At 68.2% G+C, this 18,196-nt stretch carries 14 protein-coding genes and 4 pseudogenes; 17 read left to right on the plus strand and 1 reads right to left on the minus strand.

Annotated features, from left to right (window positions below; all coding sequences use genetic code 11):
* Both BN4348_RS32035 and manA read left to right on the plus strand, forming a co-directional pair.
* Positions 1–443 (plus strand): annotated as a pseudogene (locus BN4348_RS32035) (TobH protein); the annotation flags it as partial.
* Positions 444–451: 8 nt separating this feature from the next.
* On the plus strand, positions 452–1,678 hold the full coding sequence (gene manA / locus BN4348_RS32040) for a mannose-6-phosphate isomerase, class I (protein WP_066908198.1): 1,227 nt from the start codon (positions 452–454) through the stop codon (positions 1,676–1,678).
* Here the strand turns inward: manA and BN4348_RS32045 are convergent.
* Positions 1,656–3,161 carry an FAD-dependent oxidoreductase gene (locus BN4348_RS32045; RefSeq protein ID WP_235852619.1) on the minus strand — a complete coding sequence of 502 codons (1,506 nt, stop codon included), beginning with the start codon at positions 3,159–3,161 and terminating at the stop codon, positions 1,656–1,658. The genes manA and BN4348_RS32045 overlap by 23 nt on opposite strands.
* 59 nt (positions 3,162–3,220) lie before the next feature.
* Here BN4348_RS32045 and BN4348_RS32050 point away from each other — a divergent pair, with 59 nt between their 5' ends.
* From BN4348_RS32050 to BN4348_RS32125, 15 genes and pseudogenes are all read left to right on the plus strand, one after another.
* Entirely contained in the window at positions 3,221–4,720 is a 1,500-nt protein-coding gene (locus BN4348_RS32050; protein WP_066908201.1) for an APC family permease, read from the plus strand.
* A gap of 80 nt (positions 4,721–4,800) precedes the next feature.
* Positions 4,801–6,036 (plus strand): alkane 1-monooxygenase, encoded by a 1,236-nt coding sequence (locus BN4348_RS32055; RefSeq protein ID WP_066908224.1) that lies wholly within the window; start codon positions 4,801–4,803, stop codon positions 6,034–6,036.
* The gene (locus tag BN4348_RS32060) at positions 6,033–6,206 is read left to right on the plus strand and encodes a rubredoxin (RefSeq protein ID WP_084453910.1); all 174 of its coding nucleotides are present in this window, start codon (positions 6,033–6,035) and stop codon (positions 6,204–6,206) included. Before BN4348_RS32055 ends, BN4348_RS32060 begins: the two co-directional genes overlap by 4 nt.
* A complete protein-coding gene (locus tag BN4348_RS32065; protein ID WP_066908204.1) occupies positions 6,203–6,385 on the plus strand; it encodes a rubredoxin in 183 nt (60 codons plus the stop codon). The genes BN4348_RS32060 and BN4348_RS32065 overlap by 4 nt, the downstream gene beginning before the upstream one ends.
* 26 nt (positions 6,386–6,411) lie before the next feature.
* Entirely contained in the window at positions 6,412–7,023 is a 612-nt protein-coding gene (alkX, locus tag BN4348_RS32070) for a TetR family transcriptional regulator AlkX (RefSeq protein ID WP_084453912.1), read from the plus strand.
* 60 nt (positions 7,024–7,083) lie between these two features.
* The gene (ahcY, locus tag BN4348_RS32075) at positions 7,084–8,556 is read left to right on the plus strand and encodes an adenosylhomocysteinase (protein ID WP_066908211.1); all 1,473 of its coding nucleotides are present in this window, start codon (positions 7,084–7,086) and stop codon (positions 8,554–8,556) included.
* Between the two features lie 315 nt (positions 8,557–8,871).
* The gene (mtrA, locus tag BN4348_RS32080) at positions 8,872–9,558 is read left to right on the plus strand and encodes a two-component system response regulator MtrA (RefSeq protein WP_055576516.1); all 687 of its coding nucleotides are present in this window, start codon (positions 8,872–8,874) and stop codon (positions 9,556–9,558) included.
* Positions 9,555–9,959 (plus strand): annotated as a pseudogene (locus tag BN4348_RS32085) (two-component sensor histidine kinase); the annotation flags it as partial. The gene mtrA (BN4348_RS32080) and the pseudogene BN4348_RS32085, both read left to right, overlap by 4 nt.
* Positions 9,960–9,963: 4 nt before the next feature.
* Positions 9,964–10,908, plus strand: a pseudogene (locus BN4348_RS32090) (adenosylhomocysteinase); the annotation flags it as partial.
* A 91-nt stretch (positions 10,909–10,999) separates the two neighbouring features.
* Positions 11,000–11,632 (plus strand): dTMP kinase, encoded by a 633-nt coding sequence (locus BN4348_RS32095; RefSeq protein ID WP_066908227.1) that lies wholly within the window; start codon positions 11,000–11,002, stop codon positions 11,630–11,632.
* 80 nt (positions 11,633–11,712) lie between these two features.
* Complete coding sequence (gene mtrA, locus BN4348_RS32100) at positions 11,713–12,399, plus strand: two-component system response regulator MtrA (RefSeq protein WP_055576516.1); 687 nt, start codon at positions 11,713–11,715, stop codon at positions 12,397–12,399.
* Positions 12,396–14,069 carry an MtrAB system histidine kinase MtrB gene (gene mtrB / locus BN4348_RS32105; protein WP_084453911.1) on the plus strand — a complete coding sequence of 558 codons (1,674 nt, stop codon included), beginning with the start codon at positions 12,396–12,398 and terminating at the stop codon, positions 14,067–14,069. Before mtrA (BN4348_RS32100) ends, mtrB begins: the two co-directional genes overlap by 4 nt.
* Positions 14,069–15,832: an MtrAB system accessory lipoprotein LpqB gene (lpqB, locus tag BN4348_RS32110; protein ID WP_066908218.1), complete on the plus strand. Its 1,764-nt coding sequence runs from the start codon at positions 14,069–14,071 to the stop codon at positions 15,830–15,832. The genes mtrB and lpqB overlap by 1 nt, the downstream gene beginning before the upstream one ends.
* Positions 15,833–16,773: 941 nt before the next feature.
* On the plus strand, positions 16,774–17,715 hold the full coding sequence (locus BN4348_RS61005) for a DUF2510 domain-containing protein (RefSeq protein ID WP_235852649.1): 942 nt from the start codon (positions 16,774–16,776) through the stop codon (positions 17,713–17,715).
* 157 nt (positions 17,716–17,872) lie between these two features.
* Positions 17,873–18,196, plus strand: a pseudogene (locus BN4348_RS32125) (ComF family protein); the annotation flags it as partial.

Below are 18,196 nucleotides of genomic sequence, written 5' to 3' on the forward strand. Positions count from 1 at the left end.
GGGTGGCGCTGGCGGGCGATTGCGCGGCCACGCTGGCGCTGGCGCGGCACGGCAGCTCGGTGCTGCTGCGGCTCGCCCACGAGGTGGTCGGCGCCACCGGGTTGGCGGACGCCGTGCTGGCGCTGCGGGCGGCGCGGGACACGAATGACGGGGCGGTGGACGACCTCTTTCACGACGAGGAGATCGACGGGCCGCGGCCCGAGCGGCTGCGGGTGCTGGCGCTGACCCTGTCCGCCGAACAGACGGTCGTGGCGGCCCGGACCGCGGGCCTCGACGACGTGTACTTGCTTGCCGCCGAGGATGTTCCCGACGGACCCGGCGGCTCGGCCGGTTCGACGGTGGCGCCGGCGTTGGGGGGCGCCATCAGCGCCGAGCAGCAACTGGCAGTATTGGCCGTTCGGCTGGAGATGGCCGCGGTTTACATGCGACTGGTGCGGGGATAGATACACAAGTGGAACTGCTTCGCGGGGCCTTGCGGACGTACGCCTGGGGATCGCGCACCGCCCTTGCGGAATTCACCGGGCGCACGGTTCCGGCGGCCCACCCGGAGGCCGAGCTCTGGTTCGGTGCACACCCCGGGGACCCGGCCTGGCTGGAAACGGACAAGGGTGAAGTCTCGTTGCTCGAGGCCCTGGTCGCCGACCCGGAGGGACAGCTCGGCGCGGGGTCGCGCGCCCGATTCGGGGACGTGCTCCCCTTTTTGGTCAAGGTGCTGGCCGCCGACGAGCCGCTGTCGCTGCAGGCGCATCCGAGCGCCGAGCAGGCGGTCGAGGGATACCTGCGTGAGGAGCGGCTGGGCATTCCGGTGTCCTCGCCGTTGCGCAACTACCGCGACACCTCCCACAAGCCGGAGTTGTTGGTGGCGCTGCAGTCGTTCGAGGCGCTGGCCGGATTTCGTCAGGCGTCGGCGACCATCGAGTTGCTGCGCGCGCTGGCCGTCTCCGATCTCGACCCCTACATCGACCTGCTGAACGACCAATCCGACGCCGACGGCCTGCGCGCGCTGTTCACCACGTGGATCACCGCGCCGCAGCCCGACATCGACGTGCTGGTGCCCGCCGTGCTGGACGGCGCCATCGCCTACGTCAGCTCCGGCGCAACGGAATTCGCGGCCGAGGCCAAGACCGTGCTGGAACTCGGCGAACGCTATCCCGGCGACGCCGGCGTGCTGGCGGCGTTGTTGCTCAACCGCATCACCCTGGCCCCGGGCGAGGCGATCTTCGTGTCGGCCGGCAACCTGCACACCTATCTGCGCGGTTTCGCGGTCGAGGTGATGGCCAACTCCGACAACGTGCTACGCGGCGGGCTCACCCCCAAGCACGTCGACGTGCCCGAGCTGCTGCGGGTGCTGGACTTCACCCCCACCACCGAGGCGCAACTGCGCCCGCACGTCCGCCGCGAGGGGTTCGGCCGAATCTACGAGACGCCGACCGCCGAATTCGCCGTCGCGCTGCTGGAACTCGACGGCGAGTACCTCGGCCACGAGGTCGACGCGACGTGCAGCCACGAGGGCCCGCAAATCCTGTTGTGCAGCGAGGGCTGCGCGACGGTGCACGCCAAGTCCGGGTCGCTCACGCTGGAACGCGGGATGGCCGCCTGGGTGGCGGCCGACGACGGGCCCATCCGGCTGGTCGCGCGCGAGCCCGCCCAGCTGTTCAGGGCGACCGTAGGGCTCTAGAGGCGCGCCGCCGGCCGGATGGTGGCGACCCGTCCCCCGCAAGCGGGAGGTGCCCCCATCGCCCGGTCCCTCGCAAGCGGGAGGTGCCCCCGGCGCCGCCCTCGCGATCGCCGCGGGCGGCCTCGCGGCGCTCGCGCAGCCACAGCCGCATGTTGTGCGCCATGGTGCGCCCGATGATCCGCGGCGGCGGAACCATGTACAGGCTGTCCAGGAGCGAGAACCGGCGCAGAAACCACTCGGCCAGAACGGGTTCGGTTTCGGCCGCCCCGAGGAACTGGTCGAACAGCGCGCCCGAGGGCCGCCACCACCAGGGGATGGACCCCTTCGTGGTGGCGTGGTGGAACGTGACGTCGCCGATGGCGTTCATGATCCACACCGGGTAGGTGGTTTTGGCGGTGGCCCGGTTCAGCTCGCGGGCGAGGTCGTCGGATCGCAGCGCCCGCCGCAGATGGCCGGCCTGCAGCGACGTCATCGTCATGCCCTGCCCGAACGTGGGGTTGAAGCTGGCCACGGCGTCGCCGAACGGGACGATGCCGGCCGGGAAGCGGTCCAGCTTGTGGTAGCGGCGCCACCTGCTGGCCGGAAACGCGTGGAACGCCGGCTCGCCGAAGGGTTCTGCCTGCGCCAGCGCGGCATTGAAATGCGCGGGCAGCAGCTTGTCGGCCAGCGCGAGCATCTCCGGGAACGTCGTGGGCGGTTTGGCGTCGGCCACGCCGAACGTGGTCAGCACCCACACGCGGTCCTCGTAATGCAGCATGCCCAGCCCGAGCGACTCGTCGTGGGAGGCGCCGGCGACCACCACCTTCTCGGCGATCACGCCCTCCGGCATGCGGAACTGGTGCGACGCGTAGCGGATGCCGATGTCCAGGGTCGCTTCGACCGGGCGCTGGAATCCCCACTGCTCCAACCAGACCGGCAGCCGGGTGCCCCGGCCCGCGGCGTCGACGACGAGGTCGGTCGGCACGAACTCCGGCTCGCCCCGGTCTTGGGGGTCCAGCAGCACGCCGGTGACCCGCCGGCGCCCGCGGTCGTAGCGCGGCTCGGAAACCGACCGCCGCACGAGCTCGACGGTGTCGATGTCGCGCACCCGCCGGCGCAGCTGCCATTCCAGGTGTGGCCGGCTGGGCACGTAGGCGGTGAACTCGTCGCGCAGCGTGTGCCCGGTCCCGAGGACATGGCCCGCGGCGCCGAGGTGGATGCAGTCCGGCCGGTTCTCCAGCATGGGCACGCCCGCGGCGACCATGTCGGCCAGCAGGCCGGGGAACAGGTTCTCGAACTCCGCCGCCCCGCGGGCCATCAGCATGTGCAGATGCCGGTCCTGCGGGACGGCCGCGCGGTTCGCCGGCGCGCTCGGCAACTCGTCGCGCTCGTAGACCGTCACCCTCGCATAGCAATCGGACAGCACCCGCGCGGCACACATGCCGGCGATGCTTCCCCCGATGACCGCCGCGTGCTCCCTTGCGTTCCCCCCGCTTCCCGCCATGCTCGCAGACTACCCAGTACTGTGCGGTCCAACGGAGCACATCGGGAAGGGGCCGGTGAATGGCAAATCGTTGGCGCACCAAATCGGTCGAACAATCGATCGCCGACACCGACGAGCCCGAAACCCGGCTGCGCAGGGAGCTGACGTGGCGGGACCTGGTCGTGTTCGGCGTCGCGGTGGTGATCGGCGCCGGCATCTTCACCGTTACCGCGTCGACCACCGGCGACATCACCGGGCCCGCCATCTGGATCTCGTTCGTGATCGCGGCCATCACCTGCGCGCTGGCGGCCCTGTGCTACGCCGAATTCGCCTCGACGCTGCCGGTGGCGGGCAGCGCCTACACCTTCTCCTACGCCACCTTCGGGGAGTTCCTCGCCTGGACCATCGGCTGGAACCTGCTGCTGGAACTGGCGGTCGGCGCCGCGGTCGTGTCCAAGGGCTGGTCGAGCTACCTCGGCAACGTGTTCGGATTCGCCGGTGGCACAGTGCAACTGGGTTCGGTCCAGCTGGACTGGGGCGCGCTGCTGATCGTCGCCGTGGTGGCGACCCTGATCGCCCTGGGCACCAAGTTGTCCTCGCGGTTCTCCGCGGTGATCACCGGCATCAAGGTGTCGGTGGTGGTGCTGGTCGTGATCGTCGGCGCCTTCTACATCAAGGGCTCCAACTACTCGCCGTTCATCCCGAAGCCGGAGTCCGGACACGAGGCGTCGGGCATCAACCAGTCGGTGCTGTCGCTGCTGACCGGGGCCCACAGCAGTCACTACGGCTGGTACGGCGTGCTGGCGGGGGCGTCCATCGTGTTCTTCGCGTTCATCGGCTTCGACATCGTCGCCACCATGGCCGAGGAGACCAAGAATCCCCAGCGCGACGTCCCGCGGGGGATCCTGGTGTCGCTGGCGATCGTCACCCTGCTGTATGTCGCCGTCGCCGTGGTGCTGTCCGGCATGGTGTCCTACACCCAGCTCAAGACCGTGCCCGGCCACCAGCCGGCAAACCTGGCCACCGCGTTCGCAGCAAACGGGATCCAGTGGGCCAGCAAAATCATCGCCATCGGTGCCCTCGCCGGGTTGACCACCGTGGTGATGGTGCTGATGCTCGGGCAGTGCCGGGTGCTGTTCGCGATGGCGCGCGACGGGCTGTTGCCGCGGCCACTGGCCAAGACCGGCGCGCGCGGCACCCCCATCCGGATCACCGTCCTGGTCGCGGTGGTGGTGGCGGCGACGGCGTCGGTGTTCCCGATAACCAAGCTCGAGGAGATGGTCAACGTCGGGACGCTGTTCGCGTTCGTCCTGGTGTCGGCCGGCGTCATGGTGCTGCGCCGCACGCGGCCGGACCTGGAGCGGGGGTTCCGGGCCCCGTGGGTGCCGCTGCTGCCCGTCACGTCGATCTGCGCCTGCGTGTGGCTGATGCTCAACCTCACGGCGTTGACCTGGGTTCGGTTCGCCGTGTGGCTGGTGGTGGGAACCGCGATCTACGCCGGCTACGGGTACCGGCACTCCGTGCAGGGGCGCCGGGACGCCGGGCGAGAGCATGCCGAGGCGAGTGTGTTTACAAAATAGCACTTTGTGTCTAGACAGAAGACGCAAACGGCTGTACTGTCCAACTCCAACGTGGTATGACTCACAAGGAGGTTTGGCAGATGACCACACTCAGCCCCACCGATGCGACCGTCTGGCGGGACAAGAAGCGCCACCTGTGGCTCATGGGACTGATCGCCCCGACGGCGCTGTTCGTGATGCTGCCGATCGTCTGGGCGCTCAACCGATGCGGCTGGCACGCCGCCGCGCAGGTGCCGCTGTGGATCGGGCCGATCCTGCTCTACGTCCTGCTGCCGATCCTGGACGTGCGTTTCGGCCCCGACGGGCAGAACCCGCCCGACGAGGTGATGGAGCGGCTGGAGAACGACAAGTACTACCGCCGCTGCACCTACGTCTACATCCCGTTTCAATACCTCAGCGTGATCCTGGGCGCCTACCTGTTCACCGCGTCCAACCTGAGCTGGCTCGGCTTCCCGGCTGGTTCTGAAGGCGCGTTGAGCTGGGCCGGCAAGCTGGGCGTGGCGCTGTCGGTCGGGGTCCTCGGCGGGGTGGGGATCAACACGGCCCACGAGATGGGGCACAAGAAGGAGTCGCTGGAGCGGTGGCTGTCCAAGGTCACCCTGGCGCAGTCCTGCTACGGCCACTTCTACATCGAGCACAACCGCGGCCACCACGTGCGCGTGTCCACTCCGGAAGACCCGGCGTCGGCGCGCTTCGGCGAAACGTTCTGGGAATTCCTGCCGCGCAGCGTCTTCGGGAGCCTGCGTTCGGCGTTGCGGCTGGAGGCGCAGCGGCTGCGCCGGCTGAACAAGAGCCCCTGGGACCCCAGGACCTACCTGTCCAACGACGTGCTCAACGCCTGGCTGATGTCGGTGGTGTTGTGGGGCGCGCTGATCGCGCTCTTCGGCCCGGCGCTGATCCCGTTCGTCATCATCCAGGCGGTCTTCGGGTTCAGCCTGCTCGAGGCGGTCAACTACCTGGAGCACTATGGGCTGCTCCGGCAGAAGAACGCGAGCGGTCGATACGAGCGGTGCGCGCCCGTGCACAGCTGGAACTCCGATCACATCGTGACGAACCTGTTCCTGTACCACCTGCAGCGGCACAGCGATCACCACGCCAACCCGACCCGCCGCTACCAGACGCTGCGCAGCATCGAGGGCTCGCCCAACCTGCCCAGCGGGTACGCGTCGATGATCTCGCTCACCTACTTCCCGCCGCTGTGGCGCAAGGTGATGGACCACCGGGTGCTGTCCCACTACGACGGCGACATCACCAAGGTCAACATCCACCCGCGGCTGCGCGACCGAGTGCTGGCGCGCTACGGGGTGAGCGCATGATCGCCTACCGCTGCCCGGGCTGCGACTACGTTTACGACGAAGCGCAAGGCGCTCCGCGGGAGGGCTTTCCCCCGGGCACGCGGTGGGAGGATGTTCCCGACGACTGGTGCTGTCCGGACTGCGCGGTGCGCGAGAAGGCCGACTTCGAGAGACAAGGAGCTACGGCATGAGTGACTACAGACTGTTCCGCTGCATCCAGTGCGGCTTCGAGTACGACGAGGCGCTGGGCTGGCCGGAGGACGGGATCGCGCCCGGGACCCGCTGGGACGACATCCCCGAGGACTGGAGCTGCCCGGACTGCGGCGCGGCGAAGTCCGACTTCGAGATGGTGGAGGTGGCGCGGCCGTGAGCGTTACAGTCGCGCCTGTGAAGCGGATGCCGTACGCGGAGGCGTCGCGCGTCCTGCTGCGCGACTCGGTGCTCGACGCGATGCGGGACCTGTTGCTGGCCCGGGACTGGTCGGCCATCACGCTGGCGGACGTGGCCCGCGCCGCGGGCATCAGCCGGCAGACCATCTACAACGAGTTCGGCTCGCGCCAGGGCCTGGCGCAGGGGTACGCCCTGCGCCTGGCCGATCGCCTGGTCGACGGGATCTACGCGGCCATCGACGCCAACGTCGGCAACATCCACGAGGCGTTCCTGCAGGGATTCCGCTCCTTCTTCGCGGAGTCGGCCGCCGACCCGCTGGTGATCTCGCTGCTGTCCGGCGTCGCCAAGCCCGACCTGCTGCAGATCATCACCACCGACAGCGGGCCCATCATCACCCGGGCGTCGGCGCGCCTGGCCACGGCGCTGACCCAGAGCTGGGTGGCCACCAGCGACGAGGACGCCGGCGTGCTGGCGCGCGCGATCGTGCGGCTGGCGCTGAGCTACGTGTCCATGCCGCCGGAGGCCGATCACGACGTGGCGGCGGACCTGGCCCGGCTGATGACGCCGTTCGCGGAGCGCCATGGGGTCGCGGCTACAGTGGCGGAAGAACATACCTAAGCTAAGTACCGCTTGAACCCGAGTGGCCCCAAAGAAGGCTGAAGAAGGAAAAGTCACGTTATGACGACGACTGAGAGTTCGTTGACCGCTGAGGTCCGTAATGGCATCGATTTCAAGGTCGCTGATTTGTCGCTGGCGGATTACGGCCGGCGGGATATTGAGCTGTCTGAGCAGGAGATGCCGGGTCTGATGTCGCTGCGCCGGGAGTATGCCGAGGTGCAGCCGCTCAAGGGCGCGCGGATTTCGGGCTCGCTGCACATGACCGTGCAGACCGCGGTGCTCATCGAGACCCTGGTGTCGCTGGGTGCGCAGGTCCGGTGGGCGTCGTGCAACATCTTTTCCACCCAGGATCATGCGGCGGCGGCGGTGGTGGTCGGCCCGTATGGCACCCCCGAGGAGCCCCAGGGGGTGCCGGTGTTCGCCTGGAAGGGTGAGACGCTGCAGGAGTACTGGTGGGCGGCCGAGCAGATGCTCACCTGGCCCGACGAGCCCGCCAACATGATCCTGGATGACGGCGGGGATGCCACCATGCTGGTGTTGCGCGGTGCGCAGTATGAGAAGGCCGGGGTGGTGCCCCCCGCCGAGGAGGACGACCCCACCGAGTGGAAGGTGTTTTTGGAGCTGCTGCGCAACCGCTTCGAGACCGACAAAGACAAGTGGACGACGATCTCCGAGTCGGTCAAGGGGGTGACCGAGGAGACCACCACCGGGGTGTTGCGGCTGTATCAGTTCGCTGCGGCTGGGGATCTGGCCTTCCCGGCGATCAACGTCAACGACTCGGTGACCAAGTCCAAGTTCGACAACAAATACGGGTGTCGGCACTCGCTGATCGATGGGATCAACCGCGGCACCGATGTGTTGATCGGCGGCAAGAAGGTGTTGATCTGCGGCTATGGCGATGTGGGCAAGGGCTGCGCCGACTCGGTCAAGGGCCAGGGCGCCCGGGTGGTGGTCACCGAGATCGACCCGATCAACGCGCTGCAGGCGCTGATGGAGGGCTATGACGTCGCCACGGTCGAGGACGCGATCGGTAGCGCCGACATCGTGGTGACCGCCACCGGCAACAAGGACATCATCACCTTAGAGCACATGAAGGCGATGAAGGACTACGCGGTGCTGGGCAACATCGGGCACTTCGACAACGAGATCCAGGTCGCCCAGCTCGAGCGCTCCGGGGCCACCAAGACCAACATCCGCCCCCAGGTCGACGTGTGGACGTTCCCCGACAGCGGCAAGTCGATCATCTTGTTGTCCGAGGGGCGGCTGCTCAACCTGGGCAACGCCACCGGGCACCCGTCGTTCGTGATGAGCAACAGCTTCTCCAACCAGGTGATCGCCCAGATCGAGCTGTGGACCAAAAACGACGAATACGACAACGAGGTCTACCGGCTGCCCAAACACCTCGACGAAAAGGTCGCCCGCATCCACGTCGAAGCCCTCGGCGGCCAACTGACCAAACTCACCAAAGAACAAGCCGAATACATCGGCGTCGACGTCGACGGCCCCTACAAAGCCGACCACTACCGCTACTGACCCCCAGGTGGGCCGTGACCGGCACGAACGTCGGTGGGCTCGCCCGGGACGCGTGGGTGGTTTCGAAAAGTCGCCGCCGCCCGCGGCGACAGTCGATCTTCGTAGACGCGACGACTTGGGCCCCCGCCCGGATCGTCAGGACAAAGGGAGGCGTGTGACCCTCAACACGGTCGCGCTCGAGCTGGTGCCACCGAATGTGAACGGCGGTCATGAGCGAGCATNCACCGCCGAGTAGCACAGAATTGTCACGATTTGGCGGTATCGGGCACGAAACGCCCGTGTGGTGCGCCGACTTTGTCCCGATCTGGTGACACCATGGACTCCATGAGGCAAAGGATTTTGGTCGTCGATGACGACGCTTCGCTGGCCGAGATGCTCACCATCGTGCTGCGTGGGGAGGGCTTCGACACCGCGGTCATCGGCGACGGCACCCAGGCCCTGACCGCGGTGCGCGAGTTGCGCCCCGATCTGGTGCTGCTGGACCTGATGCTGCCGGGCATGAACGGCATCGACGTGTGCCGGGTGCTGCGCGCCGACTCCGGTGTCCCGATCGTCATGCTGACCGCCAAGACCGACACCGTGGACGTGGTGCTCGGCCTGGAGTCGGGCGCCGACGACTACATCATGAAGCCGTTCAAGCCCAAGGAGCTGGTCGCCCGCGTGCGCGCGCGGCTGCGGCGCAACGACGACGAGCCCGCCGAGATGCTCTCGATCGCCGACGTCGACATCGACGTGCCGGCGCACAAGGTCACCCGCAACGGCGAGCAGATCTCCCTCACACCACTGGAGTTCGACCTGTTGGTCGCGCTGGCACGCAAACCGCGCCAGGTGTTTACTCGTGATGTGCTGCTCGAACAGGTGTGGGGCTATCGGCACCCGGCGGACACCCGCCTGGTGAACGTGCACGTTCAGCGTCTGCGGGCCAAGGTCGAGAAAGACCCTGAGAACCCGACTGTGGTGTTGACCGTTCGAGGAGTGGGATACAAGGCCGGACCTCCGTGATCTGGCGCTCGCCGCGACGCACGAGGAGCCGTTGGGGGCGCTCTGGCCCCATGACCCGCGGCATGGGTGCGTTGAGTCGAGCCGTGGGGGTTGCCTGGCGCCGATCGCTACAGCTGCGGGTCGTGGCGCTGACGCTTGGGCTGTCGCTGGCGGTGATCCTCGCGCTGGGGTTCGTGCTCACCAGCCAGGTCACCAACCGGGTACTGGACGTCAAGGTCAGGGCCGCCATCGAGCAGATCGAGCGGGCGCGCACCACCGTCGGCGGGATCGTCAACGGCGAGGAGACCCGCTCGCTGGACAGCAGCCTGCAGCTGGCCCGCAACACCTTGACGTCGAAGACCGACACCGCCTCGGGCGCCGGGCTGGCCGGGGCCTTCGACGCGGTGCTGATGGTGCCGGGCGANCGACGACCCCACCGAGTGGAAGGTGTTTTTGGAGCTGCTGCGCAACCGCTTCGAGACCGACAAAGACAAGTGGACGACGATCTCCGAGTCGGTCAAGGGGGTGACCGAGGAGACCACCACCGGGGTGTTGCGGCTGTATCAGTTCGCTGCGGCTGGGGATCTGGCCTTCCCGGCGATCAACGTCAACGACTCGGTGACCAAGTCCAAGTTCGACAACAAATACGGGTGTCGGCACTCGCTGATCGATGGGATCAACCGCGGCACCGATGTGTTGATCGGCGGCAAGAAGGTGTTGATCTGCGGCTATGGCGATGTGGGCAAGGGCTGCGCCGACTCGGTCAAGGGCCAGGGCGCCCGGGTGGTGGTCACCGAGATCGACCCGATCAACGCGCTGCAGGCGCTGATGGAGGGCTATGACGTCGCCACGGTCGAGGACGCGATCGGTAGCGCCGACATCGTGGTGACCGCCACCGGCAACAAGGACATCATCACCTTAGAGCACATGAAGGCGATGAAGGACTACGCGGTGCTGGGCAACATCGGGCACTTCGACAACGAGATCCAGGTCGCCCAGCTCGAGCGCTCCGGGGCCACCAAGACCAACATCCGCCCCCAGGTCGACGTGTGGACGTTCCCCGACAGCGGCAAGTCGATCATCTTGTTGTCCGAGGGGCGGCTGCTCAACCTGGGCAACGCCACCGGGCACCCGTCGTTCGTGATGAGCAACAGCTTCTCCAACCAGGTGATCGCCCAGATCGAGCTGTGGACCAAAAACGACGAATACGACAACGAGGTCTACCGGCTACCCAAACACCTCGACGAAAAGGTCGCCCGCATCCACGTCGAAGCCCTCGGCGGCAAACTGACCAAACTCACCAAAGAACAAGCCGAATACATCGGCGTCGACGTCGACGGCCCCTACAAAGCCGACCACTACCGCTACTGATTCTCGCCTGCCCAGCGTGACGCCACAGTCACATCCGGCGTCAATCGTGACTGGCGGCGTCACGTTCGAGGATGCGGATAGGCTCGGCGCCGTGCTGATCGCGATCGAAGGCGTAGACGGCGCGGGTAAGCGGACGTTGTCGGCGGGGTTGCAGAAGGCCTTCGAGTCCGCCGGGCTGTCGGTGGCCACGCTGGCCTTCCCGCGCTACGGGCGATCGGTGACCGCCGACGTCGCGGCCGAGGCGCTGCACGGGGAGCACGGCGACCTCGCGTCGTCGGTGTATGCGATGGCGATGCTCTTCGCGCTCGACCGCGCCGGGGCGATCGGTGAGCTGGAGGGCCTGCGCCGCGATTACGACGTGGTGATCCTGGATCGCTATGTGGCCTCCAACGCGGCCTACAGCGCGGCGCGGCTGCGCGAGGGCGCGGCGGGGGAGGCGGTGGCCTGGGTCCATCGGCTCGAATACCAGCGGCTGGCGCTGCCCGCGCCCGACTGGCAGGTGCTGCTCGCGGTCCCCGCCGAGCTCGCCGGGCAGCGGGCCCGGCACCGCGCCGAGCACGAACCGGGCCGGGCCCGCGACAGCTACGAACGCGACGACGAACTGCAACGGCGCACCGGCGCCGTCTACGCGGAGCTGGCCGCGGCGGGCTGGGGCGGGCGGTGGCTGGTCGTCGATGCCGACGTCGATCCGGGGCGGTTGGTGGCGACTTTCACCGCCGAGTAGCACAGAATTGTCACGATTTGGCGGTATCGGGCACGAAACGCCCGTGTGGTGCGCCGACTTTGTCCCGATCTGGTGACACCATGGACTCCATGAGGCAAAGGATTTTGGTCGTCGATGACGACGCTTCGCTGGCCGAGATGCTCACCATCGTGCTGCGTGGGGAGGGCTTCGACACCGCGGTCATCGGCGACGGCACCCAGGCCCTGACCGCGGTGCGCGAGTTGCGCCCCGATCTGGTGCTGCTGGACCTGATGCTGCCGGGCATGAACGGCATCGACGTGTGCCGGGTGCTGCGCGCCGACTCCGGTGTCCCGATCGTCATGCTGACCGCCAAGACCGACACCGTGGACGTGGTGCTCGGCCTGGAGTCGGGCGCCGACGACTACATCATGAAGCCGTTCAAGCCCAAGGAGCTGGTCGCCCGCGTGCGCGCGCGGCTGCGGCGCAACGACGACGAGCCCGCCGAGATGCTCTCGATCGCCGACGTCGACATCGACGTGCCGGCGCACAAGGTCACCCGCAACGGCGAGCAGATCTCCCTCACACCACTGGAGTTCGACCTGTTGGTCGCGCTGGCACGCAAACCGCGCCAGGTGTTTACTCGTGATGTGCTGCTCGAACAGGTGTGGGGCTATCGGCACCCGGCGGACACCCGCCTGGTGAACGTGCACGTTCAGCGTCTGCGGGCCAAGGTCGAGAAAGACCCTGAGAACCCGACTGTGGTGTTGACCGTTCGAGGAGTGGGATACAAGGCCGGACCTCCGTGATCTGGCGCTCGCCGCGACGCACGAGGAGCCGTTGGGGGCGCTCTGGCCCCATGACCCGCGGCATGGGTGCGTTGAGTCGAGCCGTGGGGGTTGCCTGGCGCCGATCGCTACAGCTGCGGGTCGTGGCGCTGACGCTTGGGCTGTCGCTGGCGGTGATCCTCGCGCTGGGGTTCGTGCTCACCAGCCAGGTCACCAACCGGGTACTGGACGTCAAGGTCAGGGCCGCCATCGAGCAGATCGAGCGGGCGCGCACCACCGTCGGCGGGATCGTCAACGGCGAGGAGACCCGCTCGCTGGACAGCAGCCTGCAGCTGGCCCGCAACACCTTGACGTCGAAGACCGACACCGCCTCGGGCGCCGGGCTGGCCGGGGCCTTCGACGCGGTGCTGATGGTGCCGGGCGACGGCCCGCGCGCCGCCAGCACGGCCGGGCCCGTCGACCAGGTGCCCGGTTCGTTGCGCGGCTTCATCAAGGCCGGGCAGGCGGCCTACCAGTACGCCACCGTGCACACCGACGGCTTCTCGGGACCGGCGCTGATCGTCGGGACCCCGACGTCCTCGCAGGTGGCCAACGTCGAGCTGTACCTGATCTTCCCGCTGAAGAACGAGCAGGCCACCATCCAGCTGGTGCGCGGCACGATGATCACCGGCGGCGCGGTGCTGCTGGTGCTGCTCGCCGGGATCGCGCTGCTGGTCTCGCGCCAGGTGGTGGTGCCGGTTCGCTCGGCGTCGCGGATCGCCGAGCGGTTCGCCGAGGGGCACCTGTCCGAGCGGATGCCGGTGCGCGGCGAGGACGACATGGCCCGGCTGGCGGTGTCGTTCAACGACATGGCCGAGAGCCTGTCCCGGCAGATCACCCAGCTGGAGGAGTTCGGCAACCTGCAGCGCCGGTTCACCTCCGACGTCAGCCACGAGCTCCGCACCCCGCTGACCACCGTGCGGATGGCCGCCGACCTGATCTACGACCACAGCGCCGACCTCGACCCCACGCTGGCCCGGTCCACCGAGCTGATGGTCAACGAGCTGGACCGGTTCGAGACGCTGCTCAACGACCTGCTGGAGATCTCCCGGCACGACGCGGGTGTGGCCGAGCTGTCCGTCGAGGCGGTGGACCTGCGCACCACCGTGCAAAGCGCGCTCGGCAACGTGGGTCACCTGGCCGAGGACGCCGGCATCGAGCTGCGGGTGGACATGCCCTCCGAAGAGGTGATCGCCGAGGTCGATCCGCGCCGGGTGGAGCGCATCCTGCGCAACCTGATCGCCAACGCCATCGACCACGCCGAGCACAAGCCGGTGGACATCCGGATGGGCGCCGACGAGGACACCGTCGCCGTGACGGTTCGCGACTACGGCGTCGGGCTGCGGCCGGGCGAGGAGAAGCTGGTGTTCAGCCGGTTCTGGCGGTCGGACCCGTCGCGGGTGCGCCGATCCGGCGGCACCGGGCTGGGCCTGGCGATCAGCGTCGAGGACGCGCGGCTGCACCAGGGCCGGCTGGAGGCCTGGGGCGAGCCCGGTCAGGGGGCCTGCTTCCGGCTGACGCTTCCCCTGGTGCGCGGCCACAAAGTCACCACCAGCCCGCTGCCGCTCAAGCCCATCCCGCAGCCCATCCCGGAGCCGAACGCCCCCGAACGCAAGGCGCGCCAACGCGAACCCGCCGAGAGGACCGTCTGATGCGGGTGCCCCGGCTGCTGGTGCCGCTGGTGCTGGCCGCGCTGCTCGGCGGGTGCGCGGGGGTGCCCAGCGCGTCCGCCCCGCAGGCCATCGGCACCGTCGAGCGGCCGGCCCCGTCGAACCTGCCCAAGCCCACCCCGGGCATGGATCCCGACGTGTTGCTGCGCGAATTCCTCAAGGCCACAGCCGATCCGGCGAACCGGCACCTGGCGGCGCGGCAATTCCTCACCCAGTCGGCGTCCAACTCGTGGGACGACGCCGGTAGCGCCCTGCTGATCGACCACGTGGTGTTCGTGGAAACCCGTGGCGCCGAACGGGTTTCGGCCACCATGCGCGCGGACATCCTGGGCTCGCTGTCCGATGTGGGCGTGTTCGAAACCGCCGAGGGGGTGCTGCCCGACCCGGGTCCGATCGAGTTGGTCAAGACGTCCGGCGGCTGGCGGATCGACCGCTTGCCCAACGGGGTGTTCCTGGACTGGCAGCAGTTCCAGGAGACCTACAAACGCAACACGCTGTACTTCGCCGACCCGACCGGCAAGACGGTGGTTCCCGATCCCCGCTACGTCGCGGTGGCCGATCACGACCAGCTGGCCACCGAGCTGGTGTCCAAGATGCTGGCCGGCCCGCGCCCGGAGATGGCCCACACGGTGCGCAACCTGCTCGCCCCGCCGCTGCGGTTGCGCGGGCCGGTGACCCGGGCCGACGGCGGCAAGAACGGCATCGGGCTCGGCTACGGCGGCGCCCGAATCGATCTGGAGAAACTGTCCACCACCGATCCGCACAGCCGGCAATTGCTTGCCGCACAGATCATTTGGACGCTGGCCCGGGCGGACATCCGGGGCCCGTACGTGATCAACGCCGACGGCGCGCCGCTGGACGACCGGTTCGCCGAGGGGTGGACCACCTCCGACGTCGCGGCCACCGACCCGGGCGTGGCCGACGGCGCGGGGGCGGGCCTGCACGCCCTGGTCAACGGGTCCCTGGCCGGGCTGGATGGGCAGCGCATCACCACCGTGGCGGGGGCCTTCGGGCGGATGGGTGATCAGACCGGCGCCGCGCTGTCCCGCAGCGGGCGACAGGTGGCGTCGGTGGTGACGCTGCGGCGCGGCGCCCCGGACCAGGCGGCATCGCTGTGGATCGGTGACCTGGGTGGCGAGGCGGTCCAGTCCGCCGACGGCCACAGCCTGACCCGGCCCAGCTGGTCGCTGGACGACGCCGTCTGGGTGGTGGTGGACAACAACAACGTGCTGCGCGCGATTCAGGAGCCGGCGTCCGGTCAGCCCGCGCGGATCCCGGTGGACTCCGCGCTGGTGGCCGCCAGCTTCCCCGGGCCGATCACCGACCTGCAGCTGTCCCGCGATTCGACGCGCGCCGCGATGGTGATCAACGGCCAGGTGATCCTCGCCGGGGTGGAGCAGACGCAGGCGGGGCAGTACGCGCTGACGTACCCGCGCCGGCTGGGTTTCGGGCTGGGCAACTCGGTGGTCTCGCTGTCCTGGCGCACCGGCGACGACATCGTGGTGACCCGCACCGACGCCAGCCACCCGGTGTCCTACGTCAACCTCGACGGGGTGAACTCCGACGCCCCGACCCGCGGCCTGCAGACCCCGGTGACGACGGTGGCGGCCAACCCGTCCGCGGTGTACGTCGCCGGCCCGCAGGGGGTGCTGCAATATTCGGCGTCGGCGCCCGAAAGCCAGCAGAGCTGGTCGGAGGTGTCCGGGCTGAGCATGCCCGGCGCGGCTCCGGTGCTGCCGGGCTAGCGGCGACCGCGAGCGCGGTGGAGCCGCGCGAGCGCGGTGGAGCCGGGCGATGCGGGTCGCCGCCATCGGGGGAGCGGCGATCGCGAGCGCGGTGGAGCCGGGCGATGCGGGTCGCCGCCATCAGGGCTAGCGGCGATGCCAGAGAGTACGCGAAAGCGCGCGCCAACATTATCGCGGAGCGGCCAAACGGTCTATGTCGCAATCGCGGGCCCAGACACGAAGTTCGTTTATCGCAAAGCCTTTGGCGCCGATTCCAACCTCAGGCGCGCGCAGCAGTTCGCCGCGCTCCTTAATTACGGAGCGAGCCTTCAAGGTGCACCCCCACGACGTCACGCGATAGAAAAGGGATCGGTCAACAAGAATCCGCCGCATCACACGCGCAGTCGATTCAGTCCGCTCCCCGGATCAAAGCTTCCACCGACAGTTCAGATCGGATAGGTCAAGGCGTCTTGCAGAAATTCATATGACCCTCATCAGAAAGTGCGACACTCGGTCGCATAACGGCAAATGGGCCGCTGTCCGACGAAGGGGTCGAGCCCATGAAGATCATGCTGTCCGCCGCTGGCCTTCTCACCGCCGGCATCATCGCCGGCTGTGGTGGTGGCGGTAGTGGTGGCCACAGCAAGGCCTACCAGGATGGCTACAACGCGGGACTTCGGGGGCTCACGAGCCGCAGGCCAGACCGTCACCGCCGACTTTTGGTGCGGAGGCCGCTCAGCGGCCTACCGGGGTAGCGACAGTGATCGAAACGACCCAGCCACCCCCGACGGGGAGGACCTAAAGGGGTCCGAACAAGTACTCGATAGGAAGGCAAGTTGCGATGAAGGTCATGGCTCTACGAGTTTCCGCTCCCGATTAAACCGCCACGAGAATACCGCGGGCTAAACCCAAAGGAACAAGTTAATGCTCACGGCCAGCTTCAGCAGAGTGAGGAAGAGGAAATTACTACACCACCACCGCAACCACCGGCAGGTTGGTACCCCGACCCGACTGGCAAGCCAGGCGAAATGTATTGGGACGGCGAGGCATGGCACAGACTTATCCCCGACCCCGACGCCGCGGCGAAATCCAAGGACGCCGATGCGCATTCCGGAAGCGACCCGGCTCCTGACATCCCCGCAACACTCGAGACCGACGTCCCCGCGACATCTACCGCCGCCATATCCCCACTGCCGCCGCCGAGCCATCGAACACGCCTGCAGCTGAGGCCGCTGATCGCCCTTTTGGGAATCTGCCTTATCGTGGTGGGGTTTTTGTCCTCGATCCCCATTTTCCTCACCATCGGGCTCATCGTCCTAATCGTCGGCTTGGTACTGATGGCCACGGGACGGAGGGGACGCGCGACACCCGCAGCCGCCGGTGCTCTTAGCGCGACCAACCCAGCTCCCCACACCCCCGCGACACCCCAGCCAGATGAGACACGTCCCGGGAAAAAGCTATTCGCAGTGATTGCGGCCGGGCTTGTGGCCATGGTGGTATTGGGACCTGTTGCTGCCAAGTATCTTTGGCCGTCAATTTATAAGGTGTACTGCTCCCATATCGTGGCGACGTGTAGAAATTATCCCCCGTCCTCGCCGTCCTCGCCGTCCTCCGGGTCGCCTGGCTCCCCGCAGTCCCAGTCGCCTTTTTACCAAGAGGGCTATAGCAGTGGCACTTCCGGCCTCGCCCGCAAGGGCTACGGGGACAACATGTCCAACACCGGCGCCACCGTCGCCGAGATGGAACATCAGGCTTGTGCCAACGCCATCAACAGCGAGTCCAACTACTCGTCCCTGCTGGAGCCGACGGCTCAAGACAGCTACATGGACGGCTGCCTCACCGCGTTCCGTGATCATCCCCCGACGGGGACGCCTAAACCCGGGCCACTAAATCCCTACCGATAAGGCTCCACTGGTTCGCGCGCCGCGCTCGGTGGCGCGCATGCGAAAGCCGCCAAGGCAGGGCTAGTCCGATGGTGGCGACCCGCCACGCGACCACCTCGCGCTTGCGATCGCCACGAGCCGCGGCGCGATGTCGGCCCCGCCCGCCACACTGGCAGGCGTGCTCGACCTCATCCTGCCGCTGGAATGCGGCGGCTGCGGGGCGCCGTCGACCCGCTGGTGCGAGGGCTGCGCGGCCGAGCTCGTCGTCAGGCCCGACGAGCCGCACGTCGTCACCCCGCGGATCGACCCGATGGCGCCGGTGTTCGCGCTGGGCCGCTACGCCGGGGCCAGGCGCCGGGCGATCCTCGCATGCAAGGAGCACGGGCGCGCCGACCTGGTGGCGCCCCTGGCCCGGGCGCTGGCCCTCGGGGTGCACCGGCTGCTGGCGTGGGGGATGGTCGAGACGCCGCTGACGCTCGTGCCCGCGCCGACGCGGCGCTCG

Source organism: Mycobacterium interjectum, from assembly GCF_900078675.2.
Classification (GTDB): domain Bacteria; phylum Actinomycetota; class Actinomycetes; order Mycobacteriales; family Mycobacteriaceae; genus Mycobacterium; species Mycobacterium interjectum.